General features: G+C 65.7%; 16 protein-coding genes. 7 read left to right on the top strand and 9 right to left on the bottom strand.

What is annotated here, in order from left to right; genetic code table 11:
- Positions 1-29 precede the first annotated feature (29 nt).
- On the bottom strand, positions 30-908 hold the full coding sequence (locus tag RRX38_RS15265; RefSeq protein WP_295472349.1) for a LysR family transcriptional regulator: 879 nt from the start codon (positions 906-908) through the stop codon (positions 30-32).
- A gap of 152 nt (positions 909-1,060) precedes the next feature.
- Between RRX38_RS15265 and lysM the strand changes: the two genes are divergently transcribed.
- Positions 1,061-1,534 (top strand): peptidoglycan-binding protein LysM, encoded by a 474-nt coding sequence (gene lysM, locus RRX38_RS15260; protein ID WP_315959797.1) that lies wholly within the window; start codon positions 1,061-1,063, stop codon positions 1,532-1,534.
- Positions 1,535-1,773: 239 nt separating this feature from the next.
- Here lysM and yrfG read toward each other — a convergent pair whose 3' ends face one another.
- Entirely contained in the window at positions 1,774-2,448 is a 675-nt protein-coding gene (yrfG, locus tag RRX38_RS15255; protein ID WP_295476129.1) for a GMP/IMP nucleotidase, read from the bottom strand.
- Between the two features lie 80 nt (positions 2,449-2,528).
- On the opposite strand from yrfG, the gene nudE reads away from it, so the two are divergent.
- Together nudE and cysQ are read left to right on the top strand one after the other, a co-directional pair.
- Entirely contained in the window at positions 2,529-3,095 is a 567-nt protein-coding gene (gene nudE, locus RRX38_RS15250; RefSeq protein WP_315959796.1) for an ADP compounds hydrolase NudE, read from the top strand.
- Entirely contained in the window at positions 3,092-3,934 is an 843-nt protein-coding gene (cysQ, locus tag RRX38_RS15245) for a 3'(2'),5'-bisphosphate nucleotidase CysQ (RefSeq protein ID WP_410524828.1), read from the top strand. Before nudE ends, cysQ begins: the two co-directional genes overlap by 4 nt.
- Before the next feature lie 223 nt (positions 3,935-4,157).
- Here the strand turns inward: cysQ and RRX38_RS15240 are convergent, their stop codons facing one another.
- From RRX38_RS15240 to rfbB, 7 genes are all read right to left on the bottom strand, one after another.
- Positions 4,158-4,616, bottom strand: a complete 459-nt coding sequence (locus RRX38_RS15240) for a thioesterase domain-containing protein (protein ID WP_315959795.1) — start codon at positions 4,614-4,616, stop codon at positions 4,158-4,160.
- Positions 4,613-5,992, bottom strand: a complete 1,380-nt coding sequence (locus RRX38_RS15235; RefSeq protein WP_315959794.1) for a sigma-54 dependent transcriptional regulator — start codon at positions 5,990-5,992, stop codon at positions 4,613-4,615. The genes RRX38_RS15240 and RRX38_RS15235 overlap by 4 nt, the downstream gene beginning before the upstream one ends.
- Positions 5,989-7,803, bottom strand: a complete 1,815-nt coding sequence (locus RRX38_RS15230; RefSeq protein ID WP_315959793.1) for an ATP-binding protein — start codon at positions 7,801-7,803, stop codon at positions 5,989-5,991. Before RRX38_RS15230 ends, RRX38_RS15235 begins: the two co-directional genes overlap by 4 nt.
- Positions 7,804-7,864: 61 nt before the next feature.
- Positions 7,865-8,740, bottom strand: coding sequence for a dTDP-4-dehydrorhamnose reductase (gene rfbD / locus RRX38_RS15225; protein ID WP_315959792.1), 876 nt, complete (start codon positions 8,738-8,740; stop codon positions 7,865-7,867).
- Positions 8,737-9,285 carry a dTDP-4-dehydrorhamnose 3,5-epimerase gene (gene rfbC / locus RRX38_RS15220; RefSeq protein WP_295476140.1) on the bottom strand — a complete coding sequence of 183 codons (549 nt, stop codon included), beginning with the start codon at positions 9,283-9,285 and terminating at the stop codon, positions 8,737-8,739. The genes rfbD and rfbC overlap by 4 nt, the downstream gene beginning before the upstream one ends.
- On the bottom strand, positions 9,282-10,157 hold the full coding sequence (gene rfbA / locus RRX38_RS15215; protein ID WP_295476142.1) for a glucose-1-phosphate thymidylyltransferase RfbA: 876 nt from the start codon (positions 10,155-10,157) through the stop codon (positions 9,282-9,284). Before rfbA ends, rfbC begins: the two co-directional genes overlap by 4 nt.
- Positions 10,154-11,236 carry a dTDP-glucose 4,6-dehydratase gene (gene rfbB, locus RRX38_RS15210; RefSeq protein WP_315959791.1) on the bottom strand — a complete coding sequence of 361 codons (1,083 nt, stop codon included), beginning with the start codon at positions 11,234-11,236 and terminating at the stop codon, positions 10,154-10,156. Before rfbB ends, rfbA begins: the two co-directional genes overlap by 4 nt.
- A gap of 243 nt (positions 11,237-11,479) precedes the next feature.
- On the opposite strand from rfbB, the gene RRX38_RS15205 reads away from it, so the two are divergent.
- The 4 genes from RRX38_RS15205 to RRX38_RS15190 all read left to right on the top strand — a co-directional run bounded on the left by RRX38_RS15205 (position 11,480) and on the right by RRX38_RS15190 (position 17,759).
- A complete protein-coding gene (locus tag RRX38_RS15205) occupies positions 11,480-14,389 on the top strand; it encodes an aminotransferase (protein WP_315959790.1) in 2,910 nt (969 codons plus the stop codon).
- A 336-nt stretch (positions 14,390-14,725) separates the two neighbouring features.
- Positions 14,726-15,838, top strand: coding sequence for an agmatine deiminase (gene aguA, locus RRX38_RS15200; protein WP_315962688.1), 1,113 nt, complete (start codon positions 14,726-14,728; stop codon positions 15,836-15,838).
- A 188-nt stretch (positions 15,839-16,026) separates the two neighbouring features.
- Complete coding sequence (locus RRX38_RS15195) at positions 16,027-16,227, top strand: hypothetical protein (protein WP_315959789.1); 201 nt, start codon at positions 16,027-16,029, stop codon at positions 16,225-16,227.
- A 251-nt stretch (positions 16,228-16,478) separates the two neighbouring features.
- Positions 16,479-17,759 (top strand): OprD family porin, encoded by a 1,281-nt coding sequence (locus tag RRX38_RS15190; RefSeq protein ID WP_295476150.1) that lies wholly within the window; start codon positions 16,479-16,481, stop codon positions 17,757-17,759.
- Positions 17,760-17,815: the final 56 nt, after the last annotated feature.

The raw sequence follows: 17,815 nt of genomic DNA, 5'->3' as shown, positions 1-17,815 counted from the left end.
CAGGTCGATTTCTGCCTTGTCGACGCGCCTCAGGCATCCGTCGCCAGCAGCTCGAAGCACACCTCTGCAAGGGTCGAGCGCGGTGCGCCACGGCGCATGATCAGCCCCAGGCTGGCCAGGGTTCGGGCATCTTCGATGGGGTGCAGGTGCAGGGAGTCGCCCAGCTGTTCCAGGCCGCCTTCCAGCGGCATGATCGCGCAGCACAGGCCGCCGCGTACCGCCTGCAGCAACTGATGCACCGCGTCGGTCTGCAACAGCGGCTGCGGTTGCAGGCCACGGCTCTGGAAGTTGTGGTCGATGGACTGACGAAAATGCATGCCGCCGGTCAGCAGGCCCAGCGGCAGGTCGATCAGGTCGGCCCAGCCCAGTGCTTGCTCGCCGAACTGGAAATGCCGCACGTCGTAGAGCAGGCCCATGCGCGTCTCGCCCAGCGGCAAGGTCTCGAAGCGTTGCTCGTCGAGGCGCTCAAGGTAGGACACGCCCAGGTCCAGGCGGTTGCTCGACAGCTGGTCGAGGATCTGTTCGGAACTGAGCGACGACAGCTCGAATTGCAGGTGCGGATGCAACTGGTGCAGGCGCTGCAGCAGCGGCAGCGGGTCGAAGCTCGACAGCGGCACCACGCCCAGGCGCAGCGTACCCACCAGATGCCCCCGGCATACGGCGGCCTCGGCCTGCAGGCCGTCGTAGGCCGACAGCACCGTGCGTGCCCAGGCCAGGATACGCTCGCCCGGTGCGGTGAAACCCTCGAAGCGCTGGCCGCGCTTGACCAGTTCCAGCCCCAGCTCCTGCTCCAGATTGCGCAGGCGCATCGACAGGGTCGGCTGGGTGATGTTGCAGCGCGCTGCCGCCTGGCCGAAGTGCCGGGTCTCGTCGAGGGCAATCAGGAACTTCAACTGCTTGATATCCATCGTCACTCCGGATGGGGGCATTCAGGGGCTCGATTCTACGCACTCGTCCCGACATTCATAGGCCCTGACGCTGGTCGGAAGGCCTGTCGCGCGCAGGGGCGGCAACTATCGTTGTTGTGCGGGCACGAATCGGACCGCAAGGAGGTGCAACCATGGGACTCTTCGATTTCGTTAAAGATGCAGGCGAGAGCGTTCTCGATTTTCTGACACCGGGCCGGGCTCACGCCGATGATTTGAAAAAGCACATCGAGAACGTCGGCCTGGGCAATCCCAACGTTCAGATCAGCGTGGAGGGCGACCGCAAGGTCGTGGTCAGCGGCCAGGTGGCCAGCCAGGAGGAGAAGGAAAAGATCCTGCTGGCGCTGGGTAACATCAAGGGCATCGAGCAGGTCGATGACCAGATCACCGTCGGCGGCGGCGGGAGTGGGAGTGGCGGCAGTGGTGGCGGTACGCCAGAGCCGCAGCCGCGCTTCGTCACGGTGAAGTCGGGCGACACCCTCGGGGGCATTGCCAGGGCCGTCTATGGCGACGCCGGCCAGTTTCAGAAGATCTTCAAAGCCAACCAGCCCATGCTCAAGAGCCCGGACCGCATCTATCCCGGCCAGGTGCTGCGCATTCCCGATTGACCTCGAAGCCAGGGGCGGCTTGAGCCGCAATACTGTTCGGTTAAGCGCTTTGCGGCTTGGAGTAGGAGCGGCTTCAGCCGCGAAGCGACCGCATGTTCGCAGCAAATGCAGTGAGTTTCCTGGCGCTTTCGCGGCTAAAGCCGCTCCCACCAAGCCACATAACGACTAATTGACCAGTATTGGCTTTAGCCGCAATGTCTTTTCGCGGCTGAAGCCGCTACCGGGTTCGGCATGGCGGCTCAAGTCGGGCCGGCAAGGTTGTCGATCAGTGTCAGGTAGCTGTCCACCGCCGCGAACTCCTCGGTGTCTTTCGGGCCCTTGCGGCTGTCAGGCTCGCGGACCGCCAGCAGGTGTGCCACGCCGTAGGTGCGGGCGCTGCGCAGGATCGGCAGGGTGTCGTCGATGAACAGGCTGCGTGTCGGGTCGAAGCCGGTGTCGGCATGCAGGGCATCCCAGAACTGCGGGTTTTCCTTGGGGAAACCGTAGTCGTGGGAGCTGATCAGACGCTCGAAATAGGGCGCCAGCTCAATGCGTTCGAGCTTCAATGACAGCGAGTCGCGGTGCGCATTGGTGATCATGATCACCCGCTTGCCGGCCTTCTGAATGGCGGCCAGGAAGGTCTGCGCGTCGGGGCGCAGGGCGATCAGGTGGGCGACTTCCTGCTTCAGCTCGCGGATCGGCAGCTTCAGCTCGCGGCTCCAGAAATCCAGGCAGTACCAGTTCAGCGTGCCGGCGTTGTCGATGAACAGCGGCTTGATCTCCAGCCAGGCCATGGCCTCGCTGATGCCGTGGCGTTCGGCGTAGCGGCGCGGCAGGTGGTGCATCCAGAAATGCTCGTCGAAATGCAGGTCGAGCAGGGTGCCGTCCATGTCCAGCAGGACGGTGTCGATGGCGTTCCAGGGCAAGGCAGGCATACCGGGTTCTCTATGGCTCACTGAAGGGAATATCCGGGAAAAGCCACGTATAGTACTGCGCTCATGCCCAGGAGTCTGTCATGCGCCAGAAACCCGCCGTACTTGCCCGTGAAATCGTTGCCAGCAGTCACCTGTTCCGGGTCGAGGCCGTGCAACTGCGCTTCAGCAACGGCCAGGAACGCATCTACGAGCGGCTGGTAGGGCGTGGCACCGGACATGGCGCGGTGATGATCGTGGCCATGCTGGATGCCGACCACGCGCTGCTGATCGAGGAATACTGCGGCGGTACCGAAACGTACGAACTGTCGCTGCCCAAGGGCCTGGTCGAGCCCGGTGAAGACGTGCTGGCCGCCGCCAACCGCGAACTCAAGGAAGAGGCCGGCTACGGCGCACGGCAACTGGAGCACCTGACCGAGCTGTCGCTGTCGCCGGGCTACATGAGCCAGAAAATCCAGGTGGTGCTGGCCAGCGACCTCTATGAAGAACGTCTGGAGGGCGACGAACCGGAGCCGATTCGCGTCGATAAGGTCAACCTGCGCGACCTTGCCCTGCTGGCCCAGAACCCCTGCTTCAGCGAAGGCCGTGCCCTGGCCGCGCTGTATCTTGCCCGTGATCTTCTCACCCAACGTGGACTGTTCCTGCCATGAGCCTGATGCCCGACAACCTGCCCCATCCCTTGCTGGCCCCGGTGATCGACCTGGCGCGGCGTGCCGGCGAGGCGATCCTGCCATTCTGGCGCAGCGACGTGGCGGTGACCGCCAAGGCTGACGATTCGCCGGTCACCGCCGCCGATCTGGCGGCACACAAGGTGCTGGTCGAGGGATTGCGTGCCCTGGCCACGGACATTCACGTGCTGTCCGAAGAGGACGCCGACATCTCTGCCAGCGAGCGCGCCACCTGGGAGCGCTGGTGGCTGGTCGATCCGCTGGACGGCACCAAGGAGTTCATCGCCGGCAGCGAAGAGTTCACCGTCAATGTGGCGCTGGTCGAAAATGGCCGTGTGGTGTTCGGCGTGGTGGTGATACCGACCAGCGGGCGCTGTTACTTCGGTGGCGCCGGGCTGGGTGCCTGGCGCAGCGAGGCGGGGCAGCCTGCCGAAGCGATTGCCGTGCGCCAGCAGGGGCCGGCCGGGCAGGGCTTCACCGTGGTCGCCAGCCGGCGTCACAGCAGCGCGCAGCAACAACGCCTGCTGGCCGGCCTGGCCGAGGAAGTGGGGGAACTGCAACTGGCCAATATCGGCAGCTCGCTGAAGTTCTGCCTGCTCGCCGAAGGCGCCGCCGACTGCTACCCGCGCCTGGCGCCGACCTCGCAGTGGGACACCGCCGCCGCCCAGGGCGTGCTGGAAGGCGCAGGCGGCGTGGTGTTGCAGCTCGATGGCCAGCCGTTCAGCTACCCGCCGCGCGAGTCGCTGCTCAACCCTTTCTTCCTGGCCCTGCCGGCCGAGGCCCCCTGGCGCACCAAACTGCTGGAGCTGGCCCAAGGCTAGGTCGATCTCGATTAAGCGCTGTGCGTCTGTAGGACCGGCTTCAGCCGGGATTGCGAGTTCAGTTAGTCGCTATATGGCTCGGCAGGAGCGGCTTTAGCCGCGAAAGCGCCAGGAAACCCACTTTATCTGCTGTGAACAGGCGGTCGCTTCGCGGCTGAAGCCGCTCCTACCCGGCCTTTTAGCCGCAAAAGAGCCAGAGTGCGCCCAACTCACCTGTAGCGCTTCAGCGATGCACCACGAACTGCCCGGTGAAGCGCACCGCTTCGGCGTCGTTGTCCGGGGCGGTGATCACACTATGCAATTCCAGGCGGGCGCGGCCACGGCGCTGGTAGGTGGCCAGGAAACGCTCCCAGGCAGCCTGCTCAGGCGCCTTGCAGCAGGCGATGGCATCACCGCGCACCGGCAGCGGATAGCTGATCTGCCCGTCCTGAATCACGATATGCCCATCCTCGACCCCCGCTTCGCGCAGGCGCAGGTGCAGCCAGCCCCAGCCGGCCAGCACCGCGCCGCAATACAGGCTGCCGCCGAACAGCGTGCTCTTGTGGTTCACGTTGGGCGCCAGCGGCAGGTGCAGGCGCAGCCGATGGTCTTGCCAGTCGATGACCTTCACGCCCATGTCGCGGGTCAATGGAATGTCGTGGTGCAGCAGTTGCTCCAGGTTCAGGGCTGCTGGCGTATTCATTCGGTGTCCTCCGCATGGCTGTCACCGAAGGTCAGGCCATGTTTGCGCAGTTTGTCGTGCAGGGTCTTGCGTGGCAGCCCCAGGGCTTCGGCCAGGCTGCGCACCGAACTGTGTGGGCGGCTCAGCTCGGCGGCGATCAGCGCCTTTTCGAAGCGCTCGACCTGTTCGCTCAGGCCGCCGGTGCTGCTCGGTTCCTGGGCGCTGGTCATGCCTTCGAGTTCCAGCTCCAGGCCCAGGGCGAAGCGTTCGGCGGCGTTCTGCAACTCGCGTACGTTACCCGGCCAGGTGTGACGCAGCAGCAGGGCGCGTTGCGCCGGTCCGAGTTCGCGCTTGGCAATGCCATGGCGCTGGCTGGCCGCCTCGGTGAAGTGCTCGAAGAGGATCAGTGCGTCCTCGCCGCGCTCGCGCAGTGGCGGAATGCGCAGCGAGGCGACATTCAAGCGGTAATACAGGTCGGCGCGGAAGCGCCCCTGGTCGGCGGCCTGGCGCAGGTCTTCCTTGGTCGCGGCGATCACCCGGATATCCAGCGGGATCAGCTGGTTGCTGCCCATCCGCTCGACGGTGCGCTCCTGCAGCAGACGCAGCAGCTTGACCTGCACGTCGAGGCTCATGCTTTCGATTTCATCGAGGAACACGGTGCCGCCATTGGCGAATTCGAACTTGCCGATGCGGCGCTTCTGCGCGCCGGTGAAGGCTCCGGCTTCATGGCCGAACAGCTCGCTTTCGACCACCGATTCGGCCAGGGCGCCAGCATTGATGGCCACGAAGGGGCCATTGCGACGCCCGGAGAGGTCGTGCAGGGCGCGGGCCACCACTTCCTTGCCGGCGCCGGTTTCACCGAGGATCAGCACGTCGGCGCGGGTCGCGGCCAGGGCGCCGATCTGTTCGCGCAGGCGCAGCAGTGGCGCCGAGTGACCCACCAGCCGGGTACTCAGCTGCTGGCGGTCGCTCAGCGCCAGGCGCAGGCTGCGGTTTTCCAGCACCAGCTGGCGCAGGGCCAGGGCACGGCGCACGCTGTCGAGCATGGCATCGCTGGGGAAGGGCTTTTCCAGAAAGTCGTAGGCCCCGGCGCGCATCGCCTTGACCGCCAGCGGCACGTCGCCATGGCCGGTAATCAACAGCACGGGCAGCTCCGGGTCCTGCTCGTGCAACTGTTCCAGCAGCTCCATGCCGTCCATGCCGTTCATGCGGATATCGCTGATCACCACGCCGGGCCAGTCGCGGCCGATGCGCCGGGCCAGCCCGGTCGCCTCGGGCAGGCTCAATACGTTGAGGCCGGCCAGGTCCAGGGTCTGCTTCAGCGCCTGGCGCAGGAACGAGTCGTCGTCGATCAGCACCACCTGAACCTGGCTGTCGATGGTGGTATCCGGAGTCATGCAGAAAGGTCCTCGGGGGGTTGAAGGTTGGCACCGGACGCGCCGCAGCGCAGGCGCAGGGTGATCAGCGCGCCGCCACTGGGGTGGTTGGCGAACTGCAGCTCGCCACCCAGGGCGTGCATCAGGGTATCGCAGATCGCCAGCCCCAGGCCCAGCCCCTGGGTGCGCGTCTTGGTAGTGAAGAACGGCTCGCGGGCGCGGGCCAGGGCTTCCTGGGAAAAGCCGGGGCCGTTGTCGCGGATGTACAGGCTGACGCCCTCCGGGCTGCTCTCGGCACTCAACCACAGCTTGCGTGGCGGACCTTTTTCGGTGAGGGCATCCAGGGCATTGGCCAGCAGATTGCCAAGCACCTGGCGCAGGCGGGTCTCACCGGCTTGCACCCACAGGGTGGCGGCCGGCAGGTCGCGGATCAGCTCCACGTCCATGGCGCGGCGGCGCTTGGCGACCAGCGCCAGGGCATCTTCCAGTGCCGGTTGCAGGGCCACGCTCTCCGGGGCGTGGGCGTCGCGGCGGGCGAAGGCGCGCAGGTGGGCGATGATCGAGGCCATGCGCCCGGTCAGTTCGCCGATCAGCTTGAGGTTACCGCGCGCTTCGTCGGTGCGCTGGTGGTCGAGGAGGATCTCGGCGTTTTCCGCATAGCTGCGGATCGCCGCCAATGGCTGGTTGAGTTCGTGGCTGATGCTCGCCGACATGGTGCCCAGCGCCGACAGTTTGCCGGCCTGCACCAGTTCGTCCTGGGCGCGTACCAGTTCCTGCTGCGCCTGTTCGCGCTCCAGCACTTCCTGGCGCAGGCGGCGGTTGAGGCCTTCCAGGTCGCTGGTGCGCTCCATTACCCGCTGTTCCAGCTGGCGGCGCGCCTTGCTCTCGAAGGCCAGGCGGTCGAGGTAATGGCGACGGCGCTGCATGGTCAGGCCGAGCACCAGCATGACCACCAGCAGCGTGGCCCCGCCCACCGCCACCACGGTGCGCACCGGACGGTCGATGAGCACGCGCGGGGCCATGACGTTGGCCGTCCAGCCGGTTTCATCGATGACCTGGGTCTGGGTCAGCCAGGCGTTGGCATCGAGCTTCAGCGGGCGCGGGTCGCGGGTCGGGTAGGGCTGGATGGCGACGATGGCTTTCTTTTCGTCTTCCGTCAGGGCGCGGGTGGCGTGGAAGCGCCATTCGGGGTTGGAAGTGAGGATCACCACGCCGTTCTGGTCGGTGAGCAGCAGTTGCACTGGCGTCTTGCCCCACAACGACTCGGTGTAGTCCAGGTCGACCTTGATCACCAGCACGCCGACCACTTCGTCGCCGTCGCGTACCGGTGCGGCGAAGAAGTAGCCGCGCTTGACCGAGGTGGTGCCCAGGCCGAAGAAACGCCCCAGCTTGCCGGCCAGAGCGTCGTTGAAGTAAGGGCGGAACGAGAAGTTGCGACCGACGAAGCTGTCGCGCTGGTCGTAGTTGGAGGCGGCCAGGGTGCGGCCTTCCTTGTTCATCAGGTAGATGACGTCGGCGCCGGTCTGCTGGGTGACGTCATGCAGGGCGCGGTTGGCACCCTCGATGGCCGAGGCGTTGGCCGGGTTGGCCAGCGCGGTGCGCAATGCCGGCAGGTCGCCGAGGATCGGCGGCAGCGACTCGTAGCGGTGCAGGGTGCCGAGCAGGTTGGCCACGTACAGCGCCAGGGTCTGGCGGTTCTGGCTGGTCAGTTCGCTCTGGTAATAGCGCTCGGCCAGATGCTCCAGCGGCCACAGCAGCGGCGCCAGGCAGATCGCCAGAAGGGCGAGGCTGCGCCAGCGGGGGCGGCGCGCACGGGCGGAGGTCTTGATCATGGTGGCGGCATCTGGGCGGTCGATGGGACCCCCGGCGCGGGCCGGGGGCATCAAGACCGCATTATGCCTGCCGTTGCGCCGCCAGGCACTCCAGCAGCGCGTCGTGCCAGTCGGGCTGGCTGACGCCCCATTGCTGCGCCAGGCGGCTGCAGTCCAGGCGCGAATTGAGCGGCCGGGTGGCCGGCGTGGGGTAGGCGCTGGTCGGGATCGGCTCCAGGCGTGCGCAGGGCTTGCCCTGGGCGGCCAGTTGCGCGCCGATGGCCTGGGCAAAGCCGAACCACGAGGTCTCGCCCTGTGCCGTGAGGTGGTAGACGCCCCACTCACCGGCCTGGCCGTCGCGCCAGCGCTCGATCAGTTGCCGGGTGCTGTGGGCGATGCTGCCGGCCCAGGTCGGCGCGCCGATCTGGTCGGCGACCACGCGCAGTTCCTCGCGCTCCTGCAGCAGCTTGTGCATGGTCAGCAGGAAGTTGCGGCCCTGCAGCGAATAGACCCAGCTGGTACGCAGGATCAGATGCTGGCCGCCGACCGCCTGGATGGCCTGCTCGCCGGCCAGCTTGCTGGTGCCATAGACGCTCAGCGGGTTGGGCGCGTCCTGCTCGGTGTAGGGTGCGGGTTTGCGCCCGTCGAACACGTAGTCGGTGGAATAGTGGATCAGCGGCACGCCCAGCTCGGCGGCGGCCTCGGCCAGCAGGCCGGGCGCGGTGGCGTTGAGTGCGTGCGCCAGGTCGGGCTCGCTTTCAGCCTGGTCCACGGCGGTGTGCGCGGCGGCGTTGACGATCAGGTCGGGGCGCTCGGCGCGCACCGCGGCGAGAATCTGCCCGCTCTGGCCCAGGTCCAGGCGTTCACGGCCCAGCACGCACAGCTCGCCCAGATCGGCCAGGCTGTGCTGCAGGTGGCGGGAAACCTGGCCGTGCTGACCGGTGATGAGGATCTTCATATGAACAGTTCGGCCTCGCTCAGGCGCTTGCCCTGCTGGTCCTTGGCCGACAGCAGCGGCGTGACGCCCTCCAGCTGCCAGTCGATGGCCAGCTCCGGGTCGTCCCAGCGGATGCAGCGCTCGGCCGAGGGGGTGTAGAAGTCGGTGGTCTTGTAGAGGAACTCGGCGGATTCGCTGAGCACCACGAAGCCGTGGGCGAAGCCTTCAGGAATCCACAGCTGGCGGAAGTTGCTGGCCGACAGGCGCACCGCCACCCACTGGCCGAAGTTCGGCGAGCCGCGGCGGATGTCCACCGCGACGTCGAGCACTTCACCGGCGGTGACCCGCACCAGTTTGCCCTGCGCGTTTTCGATCTGGTAATGCAGGCCGCGCAGCACGCCTTTCTGCGAACGGGAGTGATTGTCCTGGACGAACTGCGGATTCAGCCCGGTGGCTTCGCTGAAGGCCCGGGCATTGAAACTCTCGTAGAAGAAGCCCCGGTCATCGCCGAACACCTTGGGTTCGATGATGACGACCTCGGGCAACTGTGTGGCAATCACATTCACTGGTTTTCCCCTGCAAGCTTGAACAGATATTGACCGTAACCCGTCTTGCCGAAGTAATCGGCGCGCTTGAGCAGCTGCGCGCGATCGATCCAGCCGTTCTGGTAGGCGATCTCCTCAAGGCATGCGACCTTCAGGCCCTGGCGATGTTCGATGGTCTGCACGTAGGACGAGGCGTCCAGCAGGCTGTCGTGGGTGCCGGTGTCGAGCCAGGCGAAACCGCGGCCGAAGCGTTCCACGCGCAGGTCACCGCGTTCCAGGTAGGCGTTGTTGACGTCGGTGATTTCCAGCTCGCCGCGTGGCGACGGCTTGACGTCCTTGGCGATGCGGATCACGTCGTTGTCGTAGAAGTACAGGCCGGTGACCGCGTAGCTGGACTTCGGCGCCTTGGGCTTCTCTTCGATGGACAGCGCACGGCCGTTCTCGTCGAAGTCGATCACCCCGAAGCGCTCGGGGTCCTTGACCCAGTAGCCGAACACCGTGGCGCCGGAGCTGTGCGCGGCGGCCTTGAGCAGTTGTTCGCTGAAGTGCTGGCCGTGGAAGATGTTGTCGCCGAGGATCAGGCACACCGAGTCGCTACCGATGAACTGCTCGCCGATCAGGAAGGCCTGGGCCAGGCCGTCCGGGCGGGGCTGCTCGGCGTACTGGAAACGCACGCCGAACTGGCTGCCGTCGCCCAGCAGGTTGCGGTACTGCGGCAGGTCCTGGGGCGTGGAGATGACCAGGATGTCCTGGATGCCGGCGAGCATCAGCACCGAGATCGGGTAGTAGATCATCGGCTTGTCGTAGATCGGCAGCAATTGCTTGGAGACGCCGAGCGTAATCGGGTGCAGACGAGTGCCGGAGCCACCGGCGAGTACGATTCCCTTGGTCATGCAATCAGATCCTTGTGGTCAGTGAAGCCCAGTCGTTGGCCTTGGTAACTGCCATCCTGCACCCGGCGACACCACTCCAGGTTTTCCAGGTACCAGGAAACCGTCTTGCGCAGGCCGGATTCGAAGGTCTCTTCGGGAACCCAGCCCAGTTCTCTTTCGATCTTGCCGGCATCGATGGCGTAGCGCAGGTCATGTCCGGGGCGGTCCACCACGTAGGTGATGAGGTCGGCGTAGCGTTGCACGCCCTCGGGATGCTGCGGCGCCAGTTCTTCGAGCAGGGCGCAGATGCCTTGCACCACGTCGATGTTCTTCTGCTCGTTGTGCCCGCCGATGTTGTAGGTCTCGCCCACCACACCCTCGGTAACCACCTTGCACAGCGCCCGGGCATGGTCTTCGACGTACAGCCAGTCGCGCACCTGCAGGCCGTTGCCGTACACCGGCAGGGGCTTGCCCGCCAGGGCGTTGAGGACCATCAGCGGGATGAGCTTTTCCGGGAAATGGAACGGGCCGTAGTTGTTCGAGCAGTTGGTGACGATCACCGGCAGCCCGTAGGTGCGATGCCAGGCGCGTACCAGGTGGTCGGAGGCTGCCTTGCTGGCCGAGTAGGGCGAGCTGGGCGCGTAGGGCGTGGTTTCGGTGAACAGGTCGTCGACGCCATGCAGGTCGCCGTACACCTCGTCGGTGGAAATGTGATGGAAGCGAAACGCCTTGCGCTCGGCCTCTGGCAGCCGGGTCCAGTAGGCACGGGTGGCTTCCAGCAGGGCATAGGTGCCGACGATGTTGGTCTGGATGAATTCCGCCGGGCCGTCGATGGAGCGGTCGACATGCGACTCGGCGGCCAGGTGCATGATCGCCTGTGGCTCGAAGCGCGCCAGCACGGCGCTGACCGTGGCCTGGTCGGCGATGTCGGCCTGCACGAATTCGTAGCGGGTGTTGCTGGCGATACGGCTGAGGGATTCGAGGTTGCCGGCGTAGGTCAGCTTGTCGAGGTTGAGGACTTCGTGCTCGGTGTTGTCGATCAGGTGCCGGACCACGGCTGATCCGATGAACCCAGCGCCGCCGGTGACGAGTATTCGCATGTGCTGGCCTTTCTTCCTTGTGAAGTGGGCGTGGAATTTATGCAGAAGCATAGCTTGTGGGGGCCACGCGATGTGCGCAAGCAGGATCAGGCCAGACAGTGGCCCCTGGTAATGAAAATATTCGATGGCCGGCCCCTGTACCGCCGTAAACCTGCCGTCGCCGTTCCGCTGCGGGTGAGGGCGGGTGTAGCCTGCAATCTATAGTTACTCGATTGCATCGCCGTTCCGCTGCCGAGGTCGCCCATGCCGATTGCTACCCTGATCCGCCGTTCCAGCTTGCCCTGCCCGCAGGTGAGCAACGACCAGGCCCTGTCGCTGCTGCAGGCGCATTACGGCCTGGGCGGCGCGCTGCAGGCGCTGGGCAGCCAGCAGGACTGCAACCTGCTGCTCGACACCGGGGCGGCCCGCTATGTGCTGAAGATCTGTCACGGCGACTACCGCCGCGAGGAGCTGCAAGCCCAGCATGCCGCCCTCGAACACCTGGCCGGGCGGGTCGGGGTACGGGTACCGCAGGTCATCCCGGCGCGCGATGGCGAGACCTTGCTGTCGCTGACCCTGGGCGGCCAGGCCGTGCATGCGCGCCTGCTGGAGTTCATCGATGGCCAGTCGCTGGGCGATGCCGGTCACCTGGGCCTGGACGTGCTGACGGCGCTGGGCGAGTTGTGCGCCAACGTCGACCGGGCCCTGGAAGACTTCAACCATCCGGGCCTGGAGCGCATTCTGCAGTGGGACCCGCGCCATGCCGGTGCGTTGGCCCGGCACCTGCTGCCGGTGATCGAGGATGGCGACGAACGCCTGTGCCTGCGCGAAGCGGCCGACCAGGCGCGTCACTGCCTGGCGCCGCTGATTCCCCTGCTGCCGTTGCAGGCCATCCACCTGGACATCACCGAAGACAACGTGGTGTGGGCTCGCGACGAACAATGCCGGTGGCAGCCCCAGGGGCTGATCGACTTTGGCGACCTGGTCACCACCTGGCGGGTCGCTGACCTGTCGGTGACCTGCGCGGCGCTGCTGCACCATGCCGAAGGCGACCCGCTGTACATCCTGCCGATCATCCGCGCCTACCATGCGCGCAACCCGCTGCGGGTCGAGGAACTCAAGGCGCTGTGGCCGCTGATCGTCGCGCGCGCCACGGTGCTGGTGCTCAGCAGCGAGCAGCAGGTCAGCGTCGAACCCGGCAATGCCTACATCCAGGGCAACCTGGACAGCGAGTGGGCGATCTTCGACGCCGCCACCTCGGTGCCGATGGCGCTGATGGAAGCGGCGATCCTGGCCGCCGTGGGTCTGGAATCCGATCCGGCGCCGCAGCCCGCCTGGAGCCTGCTGCTGCCCGGCCTGCGCGACCGGGCCTTCTGCGGGGTCGACCTGGGGGTGTTGAGCGAGCATTTCGAGGCCGGTAACTGGGAGCAGGACGGCATCGACGAACGCTTGCTGGCGCAAACGGCGCGGCAGACCGGCCTGGCCACCAGCCGTTATGGCGAATACCGCCTGTCACGCACCCAGCCTGACAGCGCCCGCGAACCGGACACCTTCGCCCTGCATGTCGAACTGCACATCCCTGCTGGCACCCCGGTGCATGCGCCGTTCGCCGGGTATCTGCGGCAGACCGCCGACGCCGCCCTGGTGCTGGTCGGCGATGGCTTCCAGCTGCGCCTGTGGGGCGTCGGCAGTGCACTGCCGTGCGACACCTCGCTGAGCGCCGGGCAGAGGCTCGGCGAGTGCAGCGGCATCCTGCTGGTGCAACTGTGCCGCGAGGCGGGGCTCAACGCGCCGTTGTTCTGCACGCCCGCCTGGGCGTCGGCCTGGCGGCAGCTGTGCCCGTCACCGGCCGGCCTGCTGGGCTTCGACTGCGACGCCCGGCCGCTGCCCGACCCGCAGGCGCTGCTGGCCCGGCGCGACGCCAGCTTGGCCCGCTCGCAAAAGCACTACTACCAGGCGCCGCCGCAGATCGAGCGCGGCTGGCGCAACCACCTGATCGACATGCAGGGCCGCTCTTACCTGGACATGCTCAACAACGTGGCGGTGCTTGGTCACGGTCACCCGCGCATGGCCCGTGAAGCGGCGCGCCAGTGGTCGCTGCTCAACACCAACTCGCGCTTTCACTACGCGGCCATCAGCGAGTTTTCCGAGCGCCTGCTCAAGCTGGCGCCGCCGGGGTTCGACCGGGTTTTTCTGGTCAACAGCGGCACCGAGGCCAACGACCTGGCGATTCGTCTCGCCTGGGCGTTCAGCGGCGGGCGCGACATGCTCAGCGTGCTGGAGGCCTACCACGGCTGGTCGGTGGCCACCGATGCGATTTCCACCTCCATCGCCGACAACCCCCAGGCCCTGGAAACCCGACCCGACTGGGTCCACCCGGTCACGGCGCCGAATACCTATCGCGGCCCCTATCGTGGGCCGGGCAGTACTTCCGACTACCTGCGCAGTGTCGAGCAGACCCTGGCCCGGCTGGACGCGCAAGGCCGCCAGGTGGCGGGGTTCATCTGCGAGCCGGTGTACGGCAACGCCGGTGGCATCGTCCTGCCGCCGGGCTATCTGCAAGCGGTCTACGAGCATGTCCGCGCCCGTGGCGGGGTGGCCATCGCCGATGAGGTGCAGGTCGGCTACGGGCGGCTGGGCGAATATTTCTGGGGCTTCGAAGAGCAGGGGGTGGTGCCCGACATCATCACGTTGGCCAAGGGCATGGGTAACGGTCACCCACTGGGTGCGGTGATCACTCGCCGGGAAATCGCCGAGGCGCTGGAAGCCGAGGGCTATTTCTTTTCCTCGGCTGGCGGCAGCCCGGTCAGTTGTCGGATCGGCATGGCGGTGCTGGATGTGCTGGAGCAGGACAGGCTGCGCGACAACGCGCGGGTGCTCGGCGCTTACTTCAAGGCACGCCTGCAGGCCCTGGCCGAGCGACACCCGCTGGTCGGCGCGGTGCACGGTATGGGCTTCTACCTGGGGCTGGAACTGGTGCGCGACCGCCAGACCCTGGCGCCGGCCACTTCCGAGACCGCCTACCTGTGCGAACGCCTGCGCGAGCGGGGGATCTTCATGCAACCTACCGGTGACCACCTGAACATCCTCAAGATCAAGCCACCCATGTGCACGCCCCGGCACAGCGTGGACTTCTTCGTCGACAGCGTGTCGAAGGTGCTGGACGAGCTTTAGGCGCAATACCGTTCAGTTAGACCGGGTAGGAGCGGCTTCAGCCGCGAAGCGACCGCCTGTTCACAACAGATGCGGTGAATTTCCTGGCGCTTTCGCGGCTAAAGCCGCTCCTACCGAGTCCCATGACGACTCACTGAACTGTATGGGCTTCAGGAGGGTCGTTCAGAGGATGGATGTACGATTTATATCGATCAACCTGGCTGGTTGATCTTTGTTTTTGAAAAACCTTGATGCATATACCGATATTTATCGGCTATAAAGACGGTTCATTTCATCCCTGGCCGCCGGGCCGGGGTCATGTACGCAGTCAGACGCTTCCATGGAGCCCCGATGACCATGACTACCCTCGACAGCACGCCCCGCGCCGATGGCTTCCACATGCCCGCCGAATGGGCGCCCCAGACCCAAGTGTGGATGATCTGGCCCGAGCGTCCGGACAACTGGCGCCTGGGCGGCAAGCCGGCGCAGGCCGCGCATGTCGAACTGGCCAAGGCCATCGCGCGTTTCGAACCGGTGACCGTCGGCGTCTCCGCGGCCCAGTACGACAACGCCGTGGCGTCGCTGAACGTGCCCAATATCCGGGTGGTGGAACTGAGCAACGATGACGCCTGGGTGCGTGACACCGGTCCGACCTTCGTCATCAACGAGCAAGGCGAAGTCCGCGGCGTGGACTGGGACTTCAACGCCTGGGGCGGTTTCGACGGCGGCCTGTACTGGCCGTGGCATCGTGATTCCCAGGTGGCCAGCAAAGTCCTCGGCATGGAGCGCTGTGCGCGCTACGTCACGCCAGGCTTCGTGCTGGAAGGCGGCTCGATCCATGTCGATGGTGAGGGCACGGTCATCACCACCGAGGAATGCCTGCTCAATCGCAACCGCAACCCGCACCTGACCCGCGAGCAGATCGAAGCGGTGCTGGGCGACAACCTGGGCGTGGACAAGGTCATCTGGCTGCCTGAGGGGCTGTTCAACGACGAGACCGACGGTCATGTGGATAACTTCTGCTGCTACGTGCGTCCCGGCGAGGTGCTGCTGGCCTGGACTGACGACCCGCAGAATCCCAACTACCCGCGCTGCCAGGCCGCCATGCAGGTGCTGGAGAACACCCTCGATGCCAAGGGCCGCAAACTGGTCGTGCACAAGATGCCGATCCCTGGCCCGCTGTATGCCACGGCCGAGGAGTGCGCAGGTGTCGACAAGGTGCAGGGCAGCCAGGAACGCTCGCCTTCGGTGCGTCTGGCCGCTTCCTACGTGAACTTCCTGATCGTCAACGGCGGCATCATCGCACCGTCCTTCGACGACCCGCTGGATAACACCGCCCGCGACATCCTGCAGCGTGTGTTTCCGCAGCACGAGGTGGTCATGGTGCCCGGCCGCGAGCTGCTGCTCGGCGGCGGCAATATCCATTGCCTGACCCAGCAGCAGCCTGCAGGGCGCAGCGCAGACGCCTGAACGGCAGCCGGTTGGTCCTGATCTTGCTGAGCAAAGCCCATCATTCGATGGGCTTTTTTCATGGGTAACGTTTTGTAGCCATTGCTTCGCCGTTGACGGTCTATTCTCTGAACAAGCGGTGCAGCGATTCGTCTGCCTGTAACAAAGCCTTCGTACATTTGGCCGCTCATGACGCAGGAGGTGTCTCCATGAACGCTGGTCTCCGCCCATATGCCCCGCGTGCAATTGCCGCCAGTAACCAGGCCCGAGAGATCCTGGCCGCCTGGCTGAAAGTCAATCGCGCCCCCAAGGCCAAGGCCGACCCGCGCCTCATGCTGCTGCAGCGCTACCCCCTGGGCCTGCTCGACGAAGCCGAGCTGGAAGCGCTGCTGAAAATCCTCTACGAATGACCTGCCAGCAGGGCCGATGGCTCTGGAACAGGCTTGTGCGCGTTTGACACCCCGCCGGGCGGCGACTAGCATTCGCCCCCCACCGGCTGTGGCCTAGCGCCATGTACGTGCATCAGTAGTCCACTGCGATGATTGCGTGCGGTCTCCCCGCTCTCCCGAGGCAGGAAGCCCAGGTGCGGCTCTGCGGATTTTCCGCAAGCGGCTGCGACCACAGCGCGGTTTTGATCCGCACTTCGCACAAGGAAAACAAGATGCTCGCTACCCGAATCAGCCTGCTCGCCCTGGGCGTGCTCGGCGCTTCCCAAGCCATGGCGCAAGGCCAGGCGGACGCCAATGGTTTCGTCGAAGACAGCCACCTGACCCTGAACATGCGTAACGCCTATATCAGCCGCGATTACAAGCATGGCAACCAGGACAAGGCCGAGTGGGGCCAGGCGTTCATGGGCAACTTCACTTCCGGCTTCACCCAGGGCACCGTCGGAGTCGGCGTGGACGCCTTCGCCCTGTACGGCGTGCGCCTGGACGGCGGCAAGGGCCGCAGCGGTGCCGGTGGTATCGACTTCTTCAAGCGTGGCGACAGTGGCCAGCCGGCTGACGACCTGACCCGCGTAGGCGCTGCGGTCAAGGCGCGCATCTCCAACACCGTGATCAAGTTCGGCGACCAGATGCCTGAGCTGCCGGTGCTGAGCTACGACAACAGCCGCCTGCTGCCAGAGAGCTACCGCGGCACCTACATCAGCTCCAAGGAAATCGACAACCTGGAACTGGTCGCCGGCCGTTTCACCAGCGAAGTGCGCAAGAGCGCCGAAGGCCATGACAGCGGTGGCCTGAAGAGCATCAACGTCTACGGTGCCAAGTACAAGTTCAGCGACGCCTTCAGCGCGGCAGCCTATGCCTCGGACAACGAGGACGTGTTCAAGAAGCAGTACGTGAACCTGAACTACGTGCTGGCCATGCCGGACAACCAGTCGCTGACTTTCGACTTCAACGGCTACCACACCAAGCTGGATCGCGATTACTCCGCAGCGGCGGCCGCCGGCGAGCGTGACAACAAGATCTGGAGCCTGGCCGCGACCTGGGCCGTGGGCATCCACAGCTTCACCCTGGCGCACCAGCGCAGCACCGGTGAAACCGGCTACAACTATGGCGGCTACCGCAATGCCGGTGGTTTCGGCGATGGCGGCAATACCATCTACCTGGCCAACTCCTACTGGTCGGACTTCAACGCCAAGGACGAGCGCTCCTGGCAAGTGGCCTACGACGTCGACCTGTCCAGCGTGATCCTGCCGGGCCTGAGCTACAAGGCGGCCTTCGTGCGTGGCAGCAACATCGACGACGGCACCAACCGTGGCAACGGCTCGGAGCGCGAAATCTTCAGCCAGGTGAAGTACGTGGTGCAGAGCGGTCCGGCCAAGGACCTGTCGCTGCGCCTGCGCAACTCCTTCCTGCGCGTGTCGAACAACGCCAGCGCCTACAACGACGACGGCAACGAAGTGCGTATCTTCGTCGATTACCCGATCAACGTTTTCTAAGCGCACACGACAAGGCCCGCATCAGCGGGCCTTGTTCTTTGTGGCGTTGCAGCTCT

The organism is Pseudomonas sp. DTU_2021_1001937_2_SI_NGA_ILE_001 (assembly GCF_032463525.1).
Lineage (GTDB): Bacteria > Pseudomonadota > Gammaproteobacteria > Pseudomonadales > Pseudomonadaceae > Aquipseudomonas.
This window is presented reverse-complemented; position numbering and strand designations above follow the sequence as displayed.